We start from the raw sequence: 12,416 nt of genomic DNA, 5'->3' as shown, positions 1-12,416 counted from the left end.
GTTTTATTGGATGAACAAGTGACATTTAGTCCGCAGCGCGCTATGACGGGGAACGTGTTGAGACAGATGGTCTTCGCCGCTACGGCGCTGATGCCGGAGGGGCTGGCCGTTGCAATCCTTAGGAGGACGGGATGGATTCGCTTGGAAGTTTGCTCAAGGAAATGGATTTTGAATTCTTTGCCACCGGACAGTACGGCATGGGTGTGGACGAAGCGCTTAAGGTTATCAAGAACGACCACTTTTTCTTTTTGGATGTGCGCGCGGACGAGGAAGTGGGGTGCCTGACGTTTCCCTTTGCCAAGCACATTCCCATTAATGAATTGCCCGACAGGCTGGACGAGGTGCCTAGGGACAAGTTCATTGTGCCGTTTTGCGCCACCATGTTCCGCGCGGCCATGGCTTATGTGTACCTGCTGGAGCAGGGCTATGAGGAAGTGAAGGGGCTGAGCGTGGGGACGGACGTGTTTGCCTGCGCATTAAAGCCCGGGCCTCTGGCAAAAATCGTGTGCTGCTAGGTATGGAGAACCGCTCCCCCTGCCGATGAGAGTGTATGGGGCCGGACGTCTGGCGGCCCCATCCGACCCTGAAGGCCCGCCGAATGACCGCGCCGCTTGGCCGGCGGCATGTGAGGACGCACCCCCGCAGCATTGCACGGCGGGGCAACGCGTGGAAAACTTGCGCCCACGGCATGTTTGCGCTATTTTCCTGTAATATGGGGAAAGAGCTTTCCGCGTGAGGCGTAGTGGCCGCCCTTTGACCGGGGTAGGCCCACACAGCGGGGCCCCCAGGACTTTACAAGCTCCCTGTTTTGCGGGTAGAGCAACACTCTTGTTTTCAAATCGACATGAAAGGGAGGAATCCATAATGGCTCATAAGAAGCACGAGCGGAAGAAGGAACTCGACCGCAAGCGTAAGCGCAAGGCCGATCGCATCAAGACCCGCATCAAGGAAGCGAAGGCTTCTGCAAAGAAGTAGCACATTTCCGCGCGGTTGCCGGGCGGGGCGCCACCTCAGGCTGCCCCGTCCAGCGCTTGCTCGCTGTATTTTTCAACGGGCGAAATCTTGACAACCTTGCGCGGCGTACTTACCGACTGGACACCATACCAGACGACCGCATGAGGTGATTTCAATGCCAATCTACGAGTATCGTTGTAACGACTGTAAACAAGTTTTCGAGGAGTGGCAGCGCAACTTCGACGACAAGGAAGTGCCCTGTCCCGTCTGCGGCGGCGCGTCGCAGCGACTCATCTCCAATACCAGCTTTGTCCTGAAGGGCAGCGGTTGGTATGTGACCGACTATTGCCAGGGCGGCAGCCACGGCAGCGCCAAATCCGACGTTGCCGGCGGTAAGGACTCTTCTTCGACTGAACCAGCCAAGAAGGACTCTGCCCCGAGCAAGGCCGAGCAATCTTCGCCGCAGGCGTAGCCGCGGCGCTAGGCAGCTATTTGGCTGCCTTTTTTTTTGCGGAATCCCGGCCTCCTGCCGGTCCGACCACCATCTAACATCCGGAAATCGTGCAATGATCGAACGCTACACCCGCCCCGAGATGGGGAACCTGTGGACTCTTGAAAACAAGTTCAGGGTCTGGCTGGAAGTGGAGATTGCCGTGTGCGAGGCGTGGTGCCGCCTCGGTGTCGTCCCAGAAGAGGACATGAAGATCATCCGCGACAAGGCGGACTTTGAGCTGGACCGCATCCTCGAAATTGAGGAGCGCACCAAGCACGACGTCATCGCCTTTTTGACCGCCGTTGAGGAAAAGGTCGGCCCCTCCAGCCGCTTTATCCATCTGGGCTGCACGTCTTCGGACATTGTGGACACCGCCAACGGCGTCCTGCTGTCCCGCGCCGGTGCGATCATCGCGAGGGACATTGAGCGCCTGCTGGAAACCCTCAAGACGCTGGCCAATGACAACAAGGGCCGCCTCGCCATGGGCCGCACCCACGGCGTGCATGCCGAGCCCACCAGCTTTGGCCTGAAGATGGCGGGCTTCTACGCCGAATTTAAGCGCCATCAGCAGCGCTTCCTTGATGCATGGAAGGGCGTGAGCGTCGGCAAGATTTCTGGCGCTGTGGGCACCTATGCCCACCTGACTCCGGAGCTGGAGCAGGTGACCTGCGAGCTGCTGGGTCTGGATGTGGATCCCATTTCCACCCAGATTATTCAGCGCGACCGCCACGCGGCTTTCTTCACCGCCATTGCCCTGCTGGCTGGCGGCGTGGAGCGCCTGTGCGTGGAGCTGCGCCACCTGCAGCGCACCGAGGTGCTGGAAGTCGAGGAAGGCTTCAGCAAGGGGCAGAAAGGCTCCTCCGCCATGCCGCATAAAAAGAACCCCATCTCCGCGGAGAACCTCACCGGCCTGTCCCGCCTGATGCGCACCAACGCTATGGCCAGCATGGAAAACATGGCCCTGTGGCACGAGCGCGACATCTCCCACTCCTCCGTGGAGCGCGTGATTATGCCGGACTCCACCATCCTCGCCAACTACGTGCTGAACCGCCTGAGCGGCCTCATCGCCAACCTCAAGGTCAACGGCCACAACATGGACCGCAATCTGCGCGCGTCCTATGGGCTGTACTTCTCGCAGCGGGTGCTTCTTGCCCTTATCGAGACCGGTCTTGAGCGCCAGAAGGCCTACGAAATGGTGCAGGGCGTGGCCATGCGCTGCTGGAACGAGCAGCTCCAGTTCCCGGAAGAGGCCCGGAAGGATGCCGAGATTTCGTCGCGCCTGAGCGCTGAAAAACTGGACGAAATCTTTGACCACGGCTATTACCTTCGTCATGAAGACCTCATTTTTAACAGGGTGTTCAAGTAAGCCATGAATGATCTGAAAAAACGACTGGCCAAAATCCTGCTGGAGAAGTCCTACATGGAGGGCGAGGTAACGCTCACCTCCGGCAAGAAGAGCGACTATTACTTCGACTGCAAGCAGACTGCATTGCATTCGGAGGGCTCATGGCTTATCGGTAAGCTGTTTTTGGAATTGCTGAAAGAGTATGATATTGATGGCGTGGGCGGCATGACACTTGGCGCGGACCCGCTTATCAGCGCGGTTACCGTTGTCTCCTATGTGGAAGGTCGTCCGCTTCCCGGCTTTATCGTCCGCAAAAAGTCCAAAGGCCACGGCACGAATCAGTACCTTGAAGGTATGGCCAACTTTGAAAAGGGCGCCAAGGTCGTCCTGCTTGAAGATGTGGTGACCACAGGTGGCACCCTTGTCAAAGCCTGCGAGCGCGTGCGCGACGCAGGGCTGGACATTGCTGGCGTCATCTGCGTGCTGGACCGAGAGGAAGGCGGCAGGGAGAACCTGAGAGAAGCCGGGTTGGAACTGACTTCCATCTTCACCCGGAGAGAACTGCTCGATGCGGGCAAGGACTAAACAGCTCCTTTTATTGATTGTCACCTGCTTGACCCTTGGCGCGTGTAGCGTCGAGGGTCGGCAGGCTGTTGACTTTCTGTGGCCGGACCTGAACGACCCCTACGTTGCCGCAACGCGGACGTGGTCGCGCTCCCAGACCTTGTACGACGGGGTGAATGCCGAGTTCACCGCCGTGGCGACCCTTGCGTCCAGCGATTGGCGCGAGGCCTACGCCCAGCGCTATGGCGAGGTCTATGGTCTGACCCCACAGGAGCAGCAGGACTTTCTGGACGACCAGATGCGTGCCCATGAGCGCGAAACAACGTTCATCGTGGCCGTTTCTGGCGCCAAGCGCGAACTGACGCGCCTTGCGCCGCGGCTCAAAACGTGGCGCATTACCGTGCAAAATGACGGCAGAACCGTTCTGCCACAGGAAGTACGCCCCCTGCAGGAAGAGGACTGGTCCTCCGAGCGGCTGGCGGCATTCTTCCCCCATCACACTCGTTGGCAGAAGTATTATTTTATCCGCTTCGAGCCCCTGTCAGCGGGCCCGGTGCGCCTTATGGTCTCGGGTCCGGCCGGCCGGGTGGCGTTCGACTGGCAGAACTACAAGTAGAGACCTAGTGAACCGACGCATCAGCATCATCACACTCGCGACCATCCTGTGCATGGTTGGTACGTCCTGGGCCTCCGGGTGGAACGCCACTCTGGATAGTCATCCCAATTTGCCCCAGAAGTTTCTGGCCATCGACAAAACGGCGCAGAAATTCTTTCTGTATACGCAGCACAGCCCGCTGCGGCAGGTGCGCAACCTGCCGTGCACCACAGGCCAGCGCAAAGGGGATAAACTGCGTCAGGGCGACCTGCGCACCCCGGAGGGCATCTATTTCGTGGAACGCCACCTGCAGGGGGGCCTGAACTACGAATTGTACGGGGACCAAGCGTTTACGCTCAATTTCCCGAACCCTGTGGATAAGCTCAAGGGCAAAACGGGCTATGGCATTTGGATTCATGGACGTGGCAAGCCGCTGACCCCGCGTGACACGCAGGGCTGTGTGGCCCTGTCCGACTCGGACCTGCACACCGTGCAGGACGAGATTGCGCCGGGGCTGCCTGTGGCCATCACCACCACCATGCGCGTGAGCGAGGGCATGCCCACCACGCCGTCCGAAATGGATCAGACCATTGACGCCCTTGTGAGCAAGGTGCGGGGCTGGGCGCATGCGTGGGAGACGAAGTCCGACGCCTTTTTCGCGTTCTATCACCCGGAGCGCTTTACGAGGTCGCAGGGCAAGAACTTTGCCGCCTTCAAAAGCCGCAAGGAGCGCCTGTTTGCCATCTATCCGTGGATTCGGGTGATGGTGGACGACATCCGCGTGCTGCCCGGACCGGACTACTGGGTGACCTATTTCCGCCAGTATTACCGCACGCCCACCGTGGTGACGGAGGGCATCAAGCGCCTGTACTGGCAGTATGACGAGGCTGGTGAACTGCGCATTGTGGGCCGCGAATGGCTCCGCACGCCCACCACCCTCAACGACGCCTACCTTGCCGACTCCCGCAAGGCGGTGGAGCCTCTTGTGGACGCATGGCGGGCCGCGTGGGAAAAGGGCGATCTTGATGCCTACCGCGCGTTCTATGACGAGGACGCCACGCAGGACGGCCGCGCCGGTCTGCGCGCCATTGTCCAGCACAAGAAGGACGTCTGGTCCCGCTCCGCGCCCGAGCGCGTTGCGCTTGATGATGTCCGCTACGCCATCGCCGCGGACGGCATTGCCGTCACCTTCCGCCAGGATTACGCCGCCACCAGCGGCTACAGCGACTATGGCCGCAAGACCCTCGTCTTTGCCCCCTTTGCTGGCGGTTGGAAGATTGTCCGTGAAGACTGGAGACATCTGTAAATGAGCAACGCCAAGTACAATGTGCTGATGATGCGGGACAACAGTCCCGTGCGGCGCTATCGCCTGAGTCCGCTGTGGCTGAAGACCTTTGTCTATCTGCTGCTCATATTGTGCGTGGTAGCCGCGGCCGGCGGCTGGGCCGGATTCACCTTCTGGACCGAGAATGCCGACCTCAAGGAACAGTTGGCCTCCACCCAGCGCGAACTGCGCGACGCACGCATTGAACTGGAGCGGCTGCAGAACATCGACAGCATCCTCAAGTCCAACGATCCCGAAGAGCTGCAGGCGCTGCTGGGGACGGTGTCCTCCGGCGAAAAAACGCCGCCCAAGCCCGCCAAGCCGCCTGTGGACCTGCGCCGGCTTTTTAAGCGCGTGGACCTGCAGCAGGTGGGCGTGGACAACCTGCAGGCCAAGGTGGCCGGAAGCAAAATCAGGATTTCCTTTAACCTGAACAACCTCATCTCCTCCGGGTCCATTTCGGGCGTGGTGGGGGTGTCGCTTCTGACTACGGACGGCAACGAACTGCGCCCCAAGGTGAATAAGGACGATCTGGAATTCCAGATCCAGCGGTTTAAGAAGATTCAGACCGCCTTCAACATTCCGGGCAAGACCTCGATGGCAAAGGTGTTCGGCATTCGCCTGAGCATTAAGAATTCGTCGGGGCAGACGCTGTTCAGTGAGACGTATCCGCTGTCGTACATTCGTTCTTAGTCTGCTGCTTGTTGTGGTGTGTGCCTCGCTGGCGCACGCCGAGTCGCATACATTTTTTAGCGGGACGCAGTATCCGCTGACCGTGCACGTCCTGCGCGGCAAGGCCCCCGGCCCCACGGTGATGGTGCAGGGCGGCATTCAGGGCGACGAAGCTGCGGGCTATCTGACCGCGCAAATCCTCACCCGCGCCAAGGTTGATAACGGCACCCTGCTTATTGTGCCTCGGGCCAATGTGCCCACGGTGCACGTGCGCAAACGCCAAATTAACGTGGACCTGAACCGGCGCTTCGACAAAGACTACAACACCTTCTACGAAGACCGCCTCGCGCGGGTTATCCGCTATCTGCTCTCGCGCTCCGACGCGCTCATTCACCTGCACGAAGGGTCGGGATTCTACCGCCCCACCTACGAAGACGTCCTGCGCAACCCCAAGCGCTATGGGCAGTCCATCATCATCGACACCCCGGTGTTTCAGAACCGCATCAATCTTGCCAAGGTGGCCAACAATGTGCTGACGGAACTCAACGCCACCATCGTGCCGGATTACCGCTTTACGCTGTTCAACACCAATACCTTCGCCAACAACACCACCCACCCGGAGCAGCGTAAGTCGTTGACCTACCACGCCCTCAAGGATGTGGGCATCCCTGCGCTGGCCATTGAGGTCAGCAAGGACATCATTCAGGTGGGCTGGAAGGTTATCCAGCAGCTTCGGGCCACGTCGCTGGTGCTGGAGCAGTATGGCGTACACATGACCCTGCCGCGCGTTACCGAAGCGGAAATCGACCGCTACGCGCGCAAGGCGGGCCTTGTGAAGGTCAACGGCCGCAAGGTTGTCCCCGGCGGCACGCTGACGCTGACGGTGCCGCAGGGGTCGCGCATTGAGGCCGAACCGGCCCCGGCGGACGACAATCCCGAGTGGGAGCCCGCTCCGGCGGTGTTTGCCTCGGACCGTCCGGGCGTGAACATCCTTGAGACTCCGCGCCTTGCGTTGACCCCCATTTCTTCGCTTGATGTGCGCGCCGACGGCAAGCGCCTGAGCGAGGTCACGGTGGCGTGCCCGGATGCCGTAGCCGTTGCCGGGCGCGGCGCGCCTCCGCGACCGGGGCGTACGCTGTTTGTGTGCTGGCTTAATAAAAAGCTGCACTTTGTTCCGGCGGGCGAAACGCTGGAGACGGTGGACGGGGACCAGTTTGTTATTGAAGGCGTGTGGGGCGGCGTGCGTCCGCCCAAGGAAGAGGTGCTCAATTTCAAGGGCTATGTCTCCCAGCGCGGCTACAACAGCGGGCAGGATATGGGCCAGGAAATCATCCTTGACCCGGATATCTTCCTTGGCCGCTTTGTGGAGCATGAGGACGGCCTGACGCGCTGCCGCGTGGTCCGCGAGACCGAGGGCAAAAAGCGCGCGGAATTTTATCTGAATATCCGCCCCCGGCGCATCAACGCCGTGGTTCTGCGCGGAAATGATGGCCGACGGCATCTGGTGCCATGGCACCCCGGCAACCTGATGCGCCTTCCCGCAGGCAATTACGAGCTCACGGACATCTGGAGCAATGGCAAGCGCGACAAGCTTATCGCCACCGTGGATGAGGAGCGCGTGCCGTGGAATGGGCGCGTATCCCTTGTACGCGGACAGAGCCTGACCTTGACCCTGCGGCAGGCCACCACGTTCCGCGAAGTGGGGCATATGACCCTGCTTGGCGATGTACCGTCCCTGCAGGCCGTAAACCTATTGGGAGCCATGCCGTAATGCCGTTTTACGTGAATTTGCCGCTGTCCTATGCGGCGGCGGACGAGCGGTATCTGGCTTTGTTCTTGGACAAAGGCTTGCATCCGGAGCTGGGCATTGACGCGGTCGCCATTGAGACGCTGCCCATGTCGTGGCACAGGCAGACCGCCGCGCGCCTGCGCGATGCCGGGCTGACCTGCGGCGTGCACCTGCCGTTTCATGATTTGCATCCCGGCAGTCCGGACGCGCTCATTGCCGGGGCCACGCGCACGCGTCTTGCGCAGGCGCTGGAGATTGCCGCCCAGTATGCCCCCCGGCATATGGTGGGGCATGCCATGTACTCCACGCGGCTCTACAACGGGCTGTACGAGGCGTGGCTGGAGCACTCCGTGGAGACGTGGCGGACGACCCTCGCCGCATGGCCGGAGCATCCTCCCCTGTGCCTTGAGAATGTTTTTGAAAGCGCCCCGGACACCCTGGCCGCCCTTGTCCGCGCCATAGACCACCCCGAGGTGGGCGTGTGCTTTGATGTCGGGCACTGGCATAGCTTTGGCGGCGGCGCGGCGCAGGATGACCTTGAACACTGGCTGGACGTTCTGGGGCCGCATATCCGCCATTTGCATCTGCACGACAACGACGGCTCCGGCGACCAGCACAGTGGCATCGGGCGCGGAACGATTCCTTTTGACCGGCTGTTTGCCGCGCTGGAGCAGCAGGACCTGCGCCCCAGCGTGACCTTTGAACCCCACACGGAAGCCGCCCTTGCCGATGCGCTGGCCTGCCTTGCCGCGCAGCCCGGCTGGTTCTCACGGCTTTTGTAAACCCCGCCACACGCCGCCATGACCGCATCTTCGTACCGTTTCGTCAAAGTCAGTCCCGGTGGCAACACCACCATTCTTCTCCTCGACCCGCCGGAGATGACCGCGCGAGAGCGCGCGGCGCTTGCTTCGCGCCTTATGGACCCGCTCCATCTGGGAGCGGAGCAGGTGGGCTATTTGTCCTGCGGCAGTGAGCCGCACCTTGAGATGATGGGCGGCGAGTTTTGCGGCAATGCCGCGCGCAGCGCGGCCTATCTGCTGGTGCGGCAGGGCCATCCGGCTTTTAGCGCCCACGCGGACGAGGCCACGGGCACCCTTGGCGTCTCCGGCGTGGACGCGCCCCTTGAGGTGCGCGTGGATACGGCGATGGGCACGGCGGCGGTGGAGATGCCCCTTGAGGGCATGAGCGATTGCCTACACAGCCACGACGACGGCTGCGCCGTGGTGCATCTGGATGGCATTTCCCACGTGCTCCTTGACGCGGCGATGCATCCCTTTCCGGAGGACCCGGTGGCGGCGTGCGCGTCCTACCGTGAGGACCTTGGACTGGATGGCCCGGCGGTGGGCTGCGTGTGGTATTCGGCGGTGGGCGACGAGTACGCCATCACCCCCGTGGTCTGGGTGCGCGAGACGGCCACCACGCACGTGGAAACCGCGTGTGGCTCCGGCACGGTCGCGCTGGCGATGCTTATGGCCCATGAGCGCGGCGCTTCACAGCTCCGGGCGCGTCAGCCCAGCGGCAGCACCATCACGGCCATGGTTTTGCTGGATGGGCAGGGCGCGCCGAGCCTTGCGTGGATTGATGGCCCTGTGCGCATTGTGGCCGAGGGCGTCACCTATCTGGACGCGCCCACCGGAGCGTAGCGCAGAGGCTGACGAAAAGCGGCCTGCGGCGCATTTGCGCACAGTGCTCTCTCGCGTGCAGAGAACGCCCCCTCGTCCGAGAGCACCGCTCCTGCGGCGCGCGTGTTTTTTTGATTGGCTCGCCGCGTGCGCCAGACGAGGACGACAACGAATTGTGGAAAGCCCCCGTTCACCCAGAGTGGACGGGGGCTTTTTTATGCGGAAGGGGAGGGTGCGGACTCAAGGCGGAAGGTATCGCCCCCGTGGAAGGTGATGGCATCGCGCGGCAGGCCTATGGCGGCGTAGCGCTCCGTCATGCGCCCCTTGTGTCCAAGAAGGTCGCTGCGGAAGCGCTCGGGGCATGTGAGGCGGTTTGGCGGGGGCGTCATGGCCGCCACGCGGGCGGCTATGGCGTGAAAGAGCGCCTCGGAGCGCACCAGTTGCCCCATGGCCGGGTGCCACGGGCCGTCAAGGATGGCGGAGTGGAGGTCGTGCTCGGGAGCAAGGCCGATGCGGATAACGTGCACGCCGTGCTCCCACAGGCGCAGCAGACCCGCGCCAAGGGCGGCGACAGTGGTCTCCAGCGGCCACGGCGAGTAGCCGCCGTCACGCCACGTGGCGGCAAGGGGCGTATCCCGCAGCACAACGCAGGGGTACAGCCGCGCCACTTCCGGGCGCAGGGCGCAGGCCACGTCGATGTCCCGCCCAAAGGCGTCCGGCGTGTTGCCCGGCAGGCCGGGCATAAGCTGCACGCCAAGGGCAAGCCCGGCGTCCGTGACCATGCGGCAGGCGTTTTGGGCCACCTGCGGCGTGTAGCCGCGCTGTGAGGCGGCAAGGGATGCGGCGTCAAAGCTCTGGATGCCAAGCTCCACCATGTCCAGCCCAAGGGCCTTGAGGCGGGCGAGCATAGACTTCGTGATGCAGTCCGGGCGGGTGGAGCAGCGCACGCGCGTAATCAGCCCGGCGTCTCGGAACTCCCGCGCAAGGCCAAGAAAGCGCTCCGGCCATGGCTCCGGCAGGGCGGTGAACGTGCCACCGAAGAAGGCCAGTTCCAGAGATTTTGTCTTTTTTTTCAATGCCCGGTTGAGTCCAGCCGCGAGATTGTCGTATAGTGTGTGTAGTGGACTCTGCGCCTGGCCCGTCAGGGTGTTTTGCGCGCAGTAGGTGCAGCGGAACGGACATCCGGCAAAGGGCAGGAATACCGGCCAAATTCTGGTCCGGGAGGCCTGCGGAGCCGGATGACTGAAGGGTGGCGCTGTTCTGTGTGACATAAAGGGGCTGTCCAGCAAAAATACTTGATATAATCAAAAAGGTTATGTAAAAATTGTATTACGCTCGACGCGTATTCTCCACGACTTCTCACGAGGCACCGCCCAGCGGGGCTTCAGCCTGAAATTCATGCTGCACTCGAGCTTAAATCGAAAATGGACAGTACAGTGAGCACCGGCAACCCGTGGACGCACCGCCAAGGTGCAGTGGGGTAAACGCCAAAGGTTCTGCTTGTCCCCCCGGCTTCTTGAACTCTCGGCCCGTACGCAATCGTCCGGCGGCCGCCAAGAGGAACGGGCAGACCACAGAGGCGCCACCGTACCCGACGCCGGGTACCATCCACGCTGCTCCCGCCACTATTGTACTCTGTTGCGATTATCCGGCCGTTCCGGATGATTCATACACAACGATCAAAAACCGGGGGAACTGAGGAGGACCACATGGGCAAGACGCTGACCAAAGCCGACATCGTCGACAGCATTTACGAGAAGGTCGACAGAAACAGAGCGGAAGTCAAAGGCCACGTCGAATCCCTGCTGGAGATCATGAAGCAGGCCGTGAAACGTGACCATTCGCTGCTTATCAGCGGATTTGGCAAGTTCGAGGCCTACGACAAGAAGGCCCGCAAGGGCCGTAATCCGCAGACGGACGAGACCATTGTTCTGCCGCCGCGCAAGGTCGTGGTGTTCAGGCTTTCCCGGAAGTTTCGCGCCGAGCTTAATCCGTAAGCACAAAGCTCCCGGGATACCGGCTTTTTAAGCGGGCATGGGCGAGTTTCGCCTTGTCCATGCCCGCAAACACGCCTGCCTGGACGCGCCAGTATGTCTGGCCGCTTATCTCAGCGCGCTGGATGCGGCTTTGCGTGTAGCCCCTGTCTTTGAGGGCCGCGCGCAGGCGCTCTGCGTTGCTGCGTACCGTGAACGACCCCACCTGAATGTAATAGCGCCCCGTCGCCACCGAGCGTGAGACGGAAATGGTGCTGTCTCCTGCCATGCCTATGGCTTCCAGAACCACCGGAGCCGTGCCCGGCTTTACCACCCCAAGACGCTTCGCTCCCGTATAGGACAGGTCCACAATGCGGCTTTGGACGAACGGTCCCCGGTCGTTGACGCGGAAGACCGCGCTTTTGCCGTTGGTTTTGTTCGTCACCCGCACCACAGTGTTCATGGGCAGAATCTTGTGCGCGCAGGTCATGTCATACATGTTGTAGCGCTCGCCGTTGGACGTCTTCCTGCCGTGAAATTTTTTGCCGTACCACGAGGCCAGCCCCTCCTGACGGAAGCCGTCGGCTTTTGCCAGCGGGTGATAGCGCTTGCCCGCCACAATGTAGGGACGGAACGTGCCCTTGGGGGATGGTCCGGCCTTGTGCCCGTGCGAGGCTGAGCTCTGCCGCTCGGTACGGGGCAGGGGAGAGGCGTCGGGGAGGCGGCTCTTGCCGCAGGCGGTGAGCACAAGGGCGCACATCGCAGCGGCGATGCAGGGCAGAACAAGACGGCGAAGGGACATGGGCGCTCCGTATGAGGTCAGGTGTGGCTATCCAGTGGACCTCATACCCGAAGACCTGCCGGGTTCGCAACGTCTTCCGCCGGGCAAGTGGTGGCGTCGCGCGCTTTGGACTTCATATGTTCAAAGTGTTCCTTTTGCACTTAACAATCTTAAATATCGTATAAAATAGAGAACATTTTGCCGGTCGGCGCGCCGTTTCGCCGTCCCGCAGGCGGCCACGGATGCGCGTCGCTCCGCCACCGGGCGACGCGCGGAAAAAGCCCAGCGTTTTGGGCGTGTTTGC

Annotated in this window: 13 protein-coding genes; 11 read left to right on the top strand and 2 right to left on the bottom strand. The window is 61.6% G+C overall.

Annotated elements, in window-relative coordinates; translation table 11 throughout:
- The first annotated feature begins 131 nt into the window (after positions 1-131).
- From ACI3L3_RS05120 to ACI3L3_RS05075, 10 genes are all read left to right on the top strand, one after another.
- Positions 132-515 carry a rhodanese-like domain-containing protein gene (locus ACI3L3_RS05120; RefSeq protein ID WP_404844014.1) on the top strand — a complete coding sequence of 128 codons (384 nt, stop codon included), beginning with the start codon at positions 132-134 and terminating at the stop codon, positions 513-515.
- A gap of 614 nt (positions 516-1,129) precedes the next feature.
- On the top strand, positions 1,130-1,426 hold the full coding sequence (locus ACI3L3_RS05115; RefSeq protein ID WP_404844013.1) for an FmdB family zinc ribbon protein: 297 nt from the start codon (positions 1,130-1,132) through the stop codon (positions 1,424-1,426).
- A gap of 94 nt (positions 1,427-1,520) precedes the next feature.
- Positions 1,521-2,813, top strand: a complete 1,293-nt coding sequence (gene purB / locus ACI3L3_RS05110) for an adenylosuccinate lyase (RefSeq protein ID WP_404844012.1) — start codon at positions 1,521-1,523, stop codon at positions 2,811-2,813.
- A gap of 3 nt (positions 2,814-2,816) precedes the next feature.
- Entirely contained in the window at positions 2,817-3,377 is a 561-nt protein-coding gene (gene pyrE, locus ACI3L3_RS05105; protein ID WP_404844011.1) for an orotate phosphoribosyltransferase, read from the top strand.
- The gene (locus tag ACI3L3_RS05100; RefSeq protein WP_404844010.1) at positions 3,361-3,972 is read left to right on the top strand and encodes a hypothetical protein; all 612 of its coding nucleotides are present in this window, start codon (positions 3,361-3,363) and stop codon (positions 3,970-3,972) included. Before pyrE ends, ACI3L3_RS05100 begins: the two co-directional genes overlap by 17 nt.
- A gap of 7 nt (positions 3,973-3,979) precedes the next feature.
- A complete protein-coding gene (locus tag ACI3L3_RS05095; RefSeq protein WP_404844009.1) occupies positions 3,980-5,257 on the top strand; it encodes a L,D-transpeptidase family protein in 1,278 nt (425 codons plus the stop codon).
- Entirely contained in the window at positions 5,258-5,968 is a 711-nt protein-coding gene (locus ACI3L3_RS05090) for a hypothetical protein (RefSeq protein ID WP_404844008.1), read from the top strand.
- Complete coding sequence (locus ACI3L3_RS05085; RefSeq protein WP_404844007.1) at positions 5,934-7,718, top strand: M99 family carboxypeptidase catalytic domain-containing protein; 1,785 nt, start codon at positions 5,934-5,936, stop codon at positions 7,716-7,718. The genes ACI3L3_RS05090 and ACI3L3_RS05085 overlap by 35 nt, the downstream gene beginning before the upstream one ends.
- Positions 7,718-8,518: a sugar phosphate isomerase/epimerase family protein gene (locus ACI3L3_RS05080; RefSeq protein ID WP_404844006.1), complete on the top strand. Its 801-nt coding sequence runs from the start codon at positions 7,718-7,720 to the stop codon at positions 8,516-8,518. The genes ACI3L3_RS05085 and ACI3L3_RS05080 overlap by 1 nt, the downstream gene beginning before the upstream one ends.
- A gap of 18 nt (positions 8,519-8,536) precedes the next feature.
- Entirely contained in the window at positions 8,537-9,379 is an 843-nt protein-coding gene (locus tag ACI3L3_RS05075) for a diaminopimelate epimerase (protein ID WP_404844005.1), read from the top strand.
- Positions 9,380-9,573: 194 nt separating this feature from the next.
- On the opposite strand, the gene ACI3L3_RS05070 is transcribed toward ACI3L3_RS05075, so the two are convergent.
- Positions 9,574-10,629: an elongator complex protein 3 gene (locus tag ACI3L3_RS05070; RefSeq protein WP_404844004.1), complete on the bottom strand. Its 1,056-nt coding sequence runs from the start codon at positions 10,627-10,629 to the stop codon at positions 9,574-9,576.
- 438 nt (positions 10,630-11,067) lie between these two features.
- Here ACI3L3_RS05070 and ACI3L3_RS05065 point away from each other — a divergent pair, with 438 nt between their 5' ends.
- The gene (locus tag ACI3L3_RS05065) at positions 11,068-11,355 is read left to right on the top strand and encodes an integration host factor subunit alpha (protein ID WP_404844003.1); all 288 of its coding nucleotides are present in this window, start codon (positions 11,068-11,070) and stop codon (positions 11,353-11,355) included.
- Here the strand turns inward: ACI3L3_RS05065 and ACI3L3_RS05060 are convergent.
- Positions 11,345-12,133, bottom strand: coding sequence for a septal ring lytic transglycosylase RlpA family protein (locus ACI3L3_RS05060; protein WP_404844002.1), 789 nt, complete (start codon positions 12,131-12,133; stop codon positions 11,345-11,347). The two genes, ACI3L3_RS05065 and ACI3L3_RS05060, sit on opposite strands and share 11 nt — an antisense overlap.
- Positions 12,134-12,416 lie beyond the last annotated feature (283 nt).

The sequence above is a fragment of the Desulfobaculum sp. SPO524 genome, from assembly GCF_044987625.1.
Classification (GTDB): Bacteria; Desulfobacterota; Desulfovibrionia; order Desulfovibrionales; family Desulfovibrionaceae; genus Desulfobaculum.
The sequence above is the reverse complement of the archived record's forward strand: the minus strand, read 5'-3'. Positions and strand labels throughout refer to the sequence as shown.

What these genes read in the sequence shown, in the direction of transcription:
- ACI3L3_RS05080 (WP_404844006.1), top strand. Translation starts at nt 7,718, where the DNA reads ATGCCGTTTTACGTGAATTTGCCGCTGTCCTATGCGGCGGCGGACGAG.
- ACI3L3_RS05075 (WP_404844005.1), top strand. Translation starts at nt 8,537, where the DNA reads ATGACCGCATCTTCGTACCGTTTCGTCAAAGTCAGTCCCGGTGGCAAC.
- ACI3L3_RS05090 (WP_404844008.1), top strand. Translation starts at nt 5,258, where the DNA reads ATGAGCAACGCCAAGTACAATGTGCTGATGATGCGGGACAACAGTCCC.
- ACI3L3_RS05120 (WP_404844014.1), top strand. Translation starts at nt 132, where the DNA reads ATGGATTCGCTTGGAAGTTTGCTCAAGGAAATGGATTTTGAATTCTTT.
- ACI3L3_RS05060 (WP_404844002.1), bottom strand. Translation starts at nt 12,133, where the DNA reads ATGTCCCTTCGCCGTCTTGTTCTGCCCTGCATCGCCGCTGCGATGTGC.
- ACI3L3_RS05115 (WP_404844013.1), top strand. Translation starts at nt 1,130, where the DNA reads ATGCCAATCTACGAGTATCGTTGTAACGACTGTAAACAAGTTTTCGAG.
- pyrE (WP_404844011.1), top strand. Translation starts at nt 2,817, where the DNA reads ATGAATGATCTGAAAAAACGACTGGCCAAAATCCTGCTGGAGAAGTCC.
- ACI3L3_RS05100 (WP_404844010.1), top strand. Translation starts at nt 3,361, where the DNA reads ATGCGGGCAAGGACTAAACAGCTCCTTTTATTGATTGTCACCTGCTTG.
- ACI3L3_RS05065 (WP_404844003.1), top strand. Translation starts at nt 11,068, where the DNA reads ATGGGCAAGACGCTGACCAAAGCCGACATCGTCGACAGCATTTACGAG.
- purB (WP_404844012.1), top strand. Translation starts at nt 1,521, where the DNA reads ATGATCGAACGCTACACCCGCCCCGAGATGGGGAACCTGTGGACTCTT.
- ACI3L3_RS05070 (WP_404844004.1), bottom strand. Translation starts at nt 10,629, where the DNA reads ATGTCACACAGAACAGCGCCACCCTTCAGTCATCCGGCTCCGCAGGCC.